This is a genomic window from Mesorhizobium sp. M2C.T.Ca.TU.002.02.1.1, assembly GCF_003997225.1.
The window spans coordinates 1-6,418 of the sequence record NZ_RZTO01000315.1 but is presented as its reverse complement, the minus strand read 5'-3'; the positions used below and the strand labels follow the sequence as shown (position 1 = coordinate 6,418).

Genomic DNA, 6,418 nt, shown 5'->3' with positions numbered 1-6,418 from the left:
CTTTTTTACCCTCCCCCTTGTGGGGAGGGTCGATCCGCGCAGCGGATCGGGGAGGGGCTCGTAGAGTGCATCGTCGGCGCCGCGCCCCGCCCCGCTCACCTTGTTCGCGACCCTCCCCACAAGGGGAAGGGTACAGCGGCAGATTGCCGCTGCGGAAGCCTGGCGTTACGCTCGCCGTCCGATGCGACCAAAGCAGTGTTTGCAACAAAACCGTCAGGCTGGTAAAAGATTTTGACCAGTCAAGCGAGATGACCGATGTCCGGCCTAGCCATGCCCAAGCCAGATGCCGAGACGATGCGCCGGCGCGCCGAGATCGTCGCCGACATGCGCATCATCGTGCCGGGCGAGGGGGTCGTCGACGCGGCCCATGAAATGCGCGCCTTCGAAAGCGACGGCCTGACCGCCTACCGGCAGCTGCCGCTGGTCGTGGTGCTGCCGGAAACGGTGGCGCAGGTTTCCCGGGTGCTGAAGTACTGCAATGAGCGCAACATCCGCGTCGTGCCGCGCGGCTCAGGCACTTCACTATCGGGCGGCGCGCTGCCGCTCGAGGACGCGGTGCTGCTGGTGATGAGCCGCTTCAACCGCATCCTGGCAATCGATTACCCGAACCGCATCGTCGTCGCCCAGCCGGGCGTCACCAATCTCGGCATCACCACCGCCGTCGAGCAGGAGGGCTTTTACTACGCCCCCGATCCATCCTCCCAGATCGCCTGCTCGATCGGCGGCAACGTCGCGGAGAATTCCGGCGGCGTGCACTGCCTGAAATACGGGCTCACCGCCAACAATGTGCTGGGCATCGAGATGGTGCTGATGAATGGCGAGGTGGTGCGCCTCGGCGGCGGCCATCTCGACCAGGAAGGCTACGATTTGCTCGGCGTCATGACCGGCTCCGAAGGCCTGCTCGGCGTCGTCACCGAGGTGACAGTCCGCATCCTGAAGAAGCCGGAGACGGCGCGCGCGCTTCTGATCGGCTTTCCGACCAGCGAGGAGGGCGGCCAGTGCGTCGCCGACATCATCGGCGCCGGCATTATCCCCGGCGGCATGGAGATGATGGACCGCCCGGCGATCCACGCGGCGGAGGATTTCGTCCATGCCGGCTATCCGCTCGATGTCGAGGCGCTGCTGATCGTCGAGCTCGACGGGCCGAGCGTCGAGGTCGACCATCTGATCGGCCTCGTCGAGGCGATCGCCTACCGCAACGGCTCGACCACCTGCCGCATCTCGCAGTCCGAGCAGGAGCGGCTGAGCTTCTGGGCCGGCCGCAAGGCGGCTTTCCCGGCCGTCGGGCGCATCTCGCCCGACTATTACTGCATGGACGGCACCATCCCGCGCAAGGAGCTGCCGCGGGTGCTTGCCGGCATGCGCGATCTCTCCGAGAAATACGGCCTCGGCGTCGCCAATGTCTTCCATGCCGGCGACGGCAATCTGCATCCGCTGATCCTCTACGACGCCAACGTGCCGGGCGAGCTCGACAAGGCCGAAAGCTTCGGCGCCGACATATTGCGGCTTTGCGTCGAGGTCGGCGGCGTCTTGACCGGCGAGCACGGCGTCGGCGTCGAGAAGCGCGACCTGATGCCGGAAATGTTCAACCAGATCGACCTCGACCAGCAGATGCGCGTCAAATGCGCCTTCGACCCCAACCATCTGCTCAATCCCGGCAAGGTGTTTCCGCAGCTGCGCCGCTGCGCGGAGCTGGGAAGGATGCATGTGCATCGCGGGCAGGTGGCGTTTCCGGATATTCCGAGGTTTTGATGGGGGCATCTCAGAACTTGGGTTCCTCGCCCCCGCAAAGCGGGGGAGAGGTGGCTCGGGCGAAGCCCGAGACGGAGAGGGGGACGCCCTATCAGCCGAGCCGCCGCTCGCCCGAAAAGATCGCCCGAGCGCGCGAGCTGCGTCACGGTGAAAATCAGGCGGAAGCGACCCTCTGGAACGAGCTGAAGGCAAAGAGGCTGGGCGGCTACAAATTCGTTCGCCAGATGCCCATCGGTCCGTATTTCGCGGATTTTGCCTGCAGAAGCCAAAAGCTGATCGTGGAGCTGGACGGCAGTCAGCACGCGGAGAGCTCATACGACAGGCGACGCGACGAATTCATGCGCGGCGAAGGCTTCTCGGTGCTGCGGTTCTGGAGCTTCGATGTTTTGAAGAACACCAGGAGCGTTTGCGAGACGATCCTTGCCGCGCTGGAAGGGCGGCTTGCTGAAGATGTAGTTGCTGCCGACCTCCGGTTTGTTTTCGCAACCAATAAGATCGGAGACAGCGCTCTATGATGGCCCCCTCTCCGTCTCGGGCTTCGCCCGAGCCACCTCTCCCCCGCTTTGCGGGGGCGAGGAAAGGCGCGCGCCAATGACCACCTTCACCCCATCATCATCCACCGAAACCCTCTCCACCATCCAATGGGCGGCAGCGGAGGAATCGCCGCTGGAGATCCTCGGCCATGGTTCCAAGCGCGGCATAGGCCGTCCGCTGCAGACCGAGCACACGCTCGACCTCTCGAAGCTCACCGGCGTCACTCTCTATGAGCCGGCAGAGCTGGTGCTCTCGGCCCGGGCCGGCACGCCGCTCGCCGAGATCGAGCAACTGCTTGCCGAAAATGGCCAGCAATTCGCCTTCGAGCCGATGGACTATGGTCCCCTGCTCGGCGGCGCGCCAGGCAGGGGCACGATTAGCGGCGTGCTGGCCTCGAACCTCTCCGGCCCGCGCCGTCTCAAGGCGGGTGCGGCACGCGACCATATCCTCGGCATATCGGCGGTGTCGGGCCGCGGCGAGGCGTTCAAGTCGGGCGGGCGCGTCGTCAAGAACGTCACCGGCTACGACCTCTCCAAGCTGATGGCCAACAGCTGGGGCACGCTGGCGGTGCTGACCGACGTCACCTTCAAGGTGCTGCCGGCCGCGGAAACCGAAGTGACCTTGGCCATTCGCGGCCTGCTCGACGATGCGGCGGTCGCCGCCATGGCGCTGGCGCTGGGCTCCAGCGCCGAAGTGTCGAGCGCGGCGCATCTGCCGGAGCGCATCGCCGCAAGGGTCGCCGGCGGCAAGCACGGCAGCGACGCCGCCACGCTGCTGCGCGTCGAGGGGTTTGGCCCCTCGGTGGTCTATCGCATAGAGGCGCTGCGCAAGCTGCTCGGCAAGGCCGGGCCGCTGGAAGAGATCGCCGGCGAGGCGTCGAAGACGATCTGGCGCGACATCCGCGATTGCCGGCCTTTCTCCGACGGCGGCACGCGGCCGGTATGGCGCGTGTCGATGGCGCCGTCGCAGGCGCATCACATGGTGATGGCGCTGCGCATGCAAGCGGCGGTCGACGCCTTCTACGACTGGCAGGGCGGCTTGGTGTGGCTGTCGATGCGCGAGGACGATCCGGAGGCTGATTTGCTGCGCGGCTTGATCCGCAAATATGGCGGCGGCCATGCGACCCTGGTGCGCGCGTCCGCACCGCATCGCGCGGCGCTACCGGTGTTCGAACCGCAGCCGCCGCATCTGGCCGCGCTGTCGGCGCGACTCAAGGCCGAGTTCGATCCCAAGCAGATTCTCAACCCCGGCCGCATGGCTTAGAGCAAACGCGATGCAAACCAACTTCTCAGCCGCGCAGCTTGCCGACCCGCATGTCGCGGAATCGGAAAAGATCCTGCGCAAATGCGTGCATTGCGGCTTCTGCACCGCCACTTGCCCGACCTATGTGACGCTGGGCAACGAGCTGGATTCGCCGCGCGGCCGCATCTACCTCATCAAGGACATGCTGGAAAACGGCCGGCCGGCCGACAAGGAGATCGTCACCCATATCGACCGCTGCCTGTCCTGCCTGGCCTGCATGACGACATGCCCGTCCGGCGTGAACTACATGCATCTGGTCGACCATGCCCGCGCCCATATCCAGGTGACCTACAAGCGGCCGCTGCTCGACCGGTTGACCCGCGCCATGCTGGCTGCCGTGCTGCCTTATCCGGGCCGCTTCCGCGCCGCGCTCAAGCTCGCCGGGCTCGGCCGGCCGTTCATAGGCCTGTTCGAGAAACTGCCGGCGCTGAAGCCAGTTGCGGCCATGCTGAAGCTCGCACCCGCGTCGATCCCGCCGGCATCGCCGCTGGCTTCGCCCGGCACGCATGCCGGGCAGGGGACCAAGAAACGCGGCCGCGTCGCCATCCTCACCGGCTGCGCGCAATCGGTGCTCGACCCGGCCATCAACGACACCACCATCTCGCTGCTGACACGGCTCGGCGTCGAGGTCGTCGTGCCGGAAGGCGAGGGCTGCTGCGGCGCGCTCGTCCATCACATGGGCCGCGAGGATCAGGCCCTTGCCTCGGCGAGGCGGAATGTCGACGCCTGGACGCGCGCCATCGAGAAGGGTGGACTCGACGCGATCGTCATCACCGCGTCCGGCTGCGGCACGACGATCAAGGATTACGGCTTCATGCTGCGCCTCGATCCGGCGTATGCCGAAAAGGCCGCGCGCGTCTCGGCCCTGGCCAAGGACGTCACCGAATATCTGGCCTCGCTCGACCTGCCCGAGCCGGTGCGCAAGCCGGGCACGGTCGTCGCCTATCACTCGGCCTGCTCGATGCAGCACGGCCAGAAGATCACGCGCCAGCCGAAGGAGTTGCTCGCCAAGGCGGGCTTCGTCGTGCGCGAGCCGCGCGAAGGACACCTGTGCTGCGGCTCGGCCGGCACCTACAACATCCTGCAGCCCGAGATCTCGGCCAAGCTGCGCGACCGCAAGGTGAAAAACATCGAGGCGACCGGCGCTTCAATTGTCGCCACCGGCAACATCGGCTGCATCACCCAGATCGCGTCCGCCGCCAGGCTGCCGGTGGTGCACACGATCAAGCTGCTCGACTGGGCCTATGGCGGCCCGAAGCCGGAAGGTGTTTCCGACAGCGGTTTGATCGCTGCCGAATAACTACTCCGCCGCGAGTTGATCCGGCACGCCATAGGTCGCGCGGTAAAGCGTGCGCTGGCGGTTGAGCGCCACCATGGTGTTGCGCAGCAGGATAGCAACGGTGAGCGGGCCAACGCCACCCGGCACCGGCGTGATCCACGAGGCCACTTCCTTGACGCTGTCGGTGTCGACGTCGCCGACGATGCGGGTTTCGCCGTCGGGCCCGATCTCGGAATTGATGCCGATGTCGATGACGGCGGCGCCCGGCTTCACCATGTCGGCCTTGATCAGCCTGGGCTTGCCGACCGCGACGAACAGCGCGTCCGCGCGGCGCGCATGCGCCGCGACCGAGCGCGTCATGTGGTGGCAGACCGTCACCGTTGCGCCCTCGCTCATCAACAGGAAGGCGATCGGTTTGCCGACGATCTCGGAATGGCCGACGACGACCACTTCGAGCCCCTGGAGGTCGAGGCCGGTTTCCTTGAGCAGCTCGACCGAGGCCGCCGCCGTGCAGGGCGCCAGGTCGAGCTGGTTGTAGACGATGTTGCCGATCGAGGCCGGGTGCATGCCTTCGACGTCCTTCAGCGGATGCACCGCCGCCTGCAGCGTCTTGATCGGGATATGCGCCGGCACCGGCCGCTGGATGATGATGCCGGTGACGCGCGGGTCGGCGTTGAGGCCGTGGATGGCGGCCTCCAGCTCGCCGGCGGTGATGTCGGCGGCGAAGCGCCGTTCCTCGAAGCCGATGCCGGCAAGGGCCGCCTTGGCGCGCTGGTTGCGCACATAGACATCGACCGCGGCGATATCACCCACGCTGATCGAGACCAGCTTCGGCGGGAAACCCTCGGCCGTGGCGATCGCCGCGTCCTCGCGCACCGAAGCGATGATGCGCTGGGCGACCGGGCCGCCTTTCAGGTAGCGGCTGTCGTCGGTTCGGGTCATGGCGTCACCTCTGTCTTCTGAAGCAATTCAAGAACGAAGCGCGTAAGCGGCGTTGCGTCCGGAATTGCGTGACGATCAGGATTTGTGCACTGCAATAGCAGAGGCGCGCCGGGAAATCAGCCCCGAAAGCGAAACCGCCTGCTTTCGGGGCGACTTGCCGCGCCATGCGTCAAAGGAAAACTCAAAAACGAAAAGGGCAGCGCGGTTGCCCGCGCTGCCCTTTGTGACCGGCCGTATCCCCACACGGCCCGTCCCCCGTAAACTCCAGCACCGGTTTAAGCACATCCTGCAGGATCGCACTATGACTTGGCGGCAACAGCAGGAGACTAAAAATGCTGCGCCGTCTAACCGGCTGATTCGCTGCGACTATATCACCTCGACCGTGGTTCCGACATTCACGCGCTCGTAAAGGTCGACGACATCCTCGTTGCGCATGCGGATGCAGCCGGAAGACACCGCGCCGCCGATCGTCCAGGGCTGGTTGGTGCCGTGGATGCGGTATTCGGTGGTGCCGAGATAGAGCGCGCGGGCGCCGAGCGGGTTCTCGATGCCGCCGGCGAGATAAGTCGGCAGATAGCGGCCCTTGGCGGCCTCGCGCTTGATCATCTC

At 66.0% G+C, this 6,418-nt stretch carries 6 protein-coding genes; 4 read left to right on the top strand and 2 right to left on the bottom strand.

The window, feature by feature from the left end:
* Nucleotides 1-255 precede the first annotated feature (255 nt).
* The 4 genes from EOD07_RS17715 to glcF all read left to right on the top strand — a co-directional run bounded on the left by EOD07_RS17715 (nt 256) and on the right by glcF (nt 4,888).
* A complete protein-coding gene (locus tag EOD07_RS17715; protein WP_041004369.1) occupies nt 256-1,752 on the top strand; it encodes an FAD-linked oxidase C-terminal domain-containing protein in 1,497 nt (498 codons plus the stop codon).
* Between the two features lie 50 nt (nt 1,753-1,802).
* Complete coding sequence (locus EOD07_RS17710) at nt 1,803-2,267, top strand: DUF559 domain-containing protein (protein ID WP_245470197.1); 465 nt, start codon at nt 1,803-1,805, stop codon at nt 2,265-2,267.
* Between the two features lie 76 nt (nt 2,268-2,343).
* Entirely contained in the window at nt 2,344-3,549 is a 1,206-nt protein-coding gene (locus tag EOD07_RS17705; RefSeq protein WP_127236388.1) for an FAD-binding protein, read from the top strand.
* Between the two features lie 10 nt (nt 3,550-3,559).
* Nucleotides 3,560-4,888, top strand: coding sequence for a glycolate oxidase subunit GlcF (glcF, locus tag EOD07_RS17700; RefSeq protein ID WP_127236387.1), 1,329 nt, complete (start codon nt 3,560-3,562; stop codon nt 4,886-4,888).
* Here glcF and EOD07_RS17695 read toward each other — a convergent pair whose 3' ends face one another.
* Nucleotides 4,889-5,809 (bottom strand): bifunctional 5,10-methylenetetrahydrofolate dehydrogenase/5,10-methenyltetrahydrofolate cyclohydrolase, encoded by a 921-nt coding sequence (locus EOD07_RS17695; RefSeq protein WP_127236386.1) that lies wholly within the window; start codon nt 5,807-5,809, stop codon nt 4,889-4,891.
* A 366-nt stretch (nt 5,810-6,175) separates the two neighbouring features.
* Nucleotides 6,176-6,418: L,D-transpeptidase (locus EOD07_RS17690; RefSeq protein WP_164772317.1), on the bottom strand; the 243-nt coding region annotated here is incomplete at its 5' end.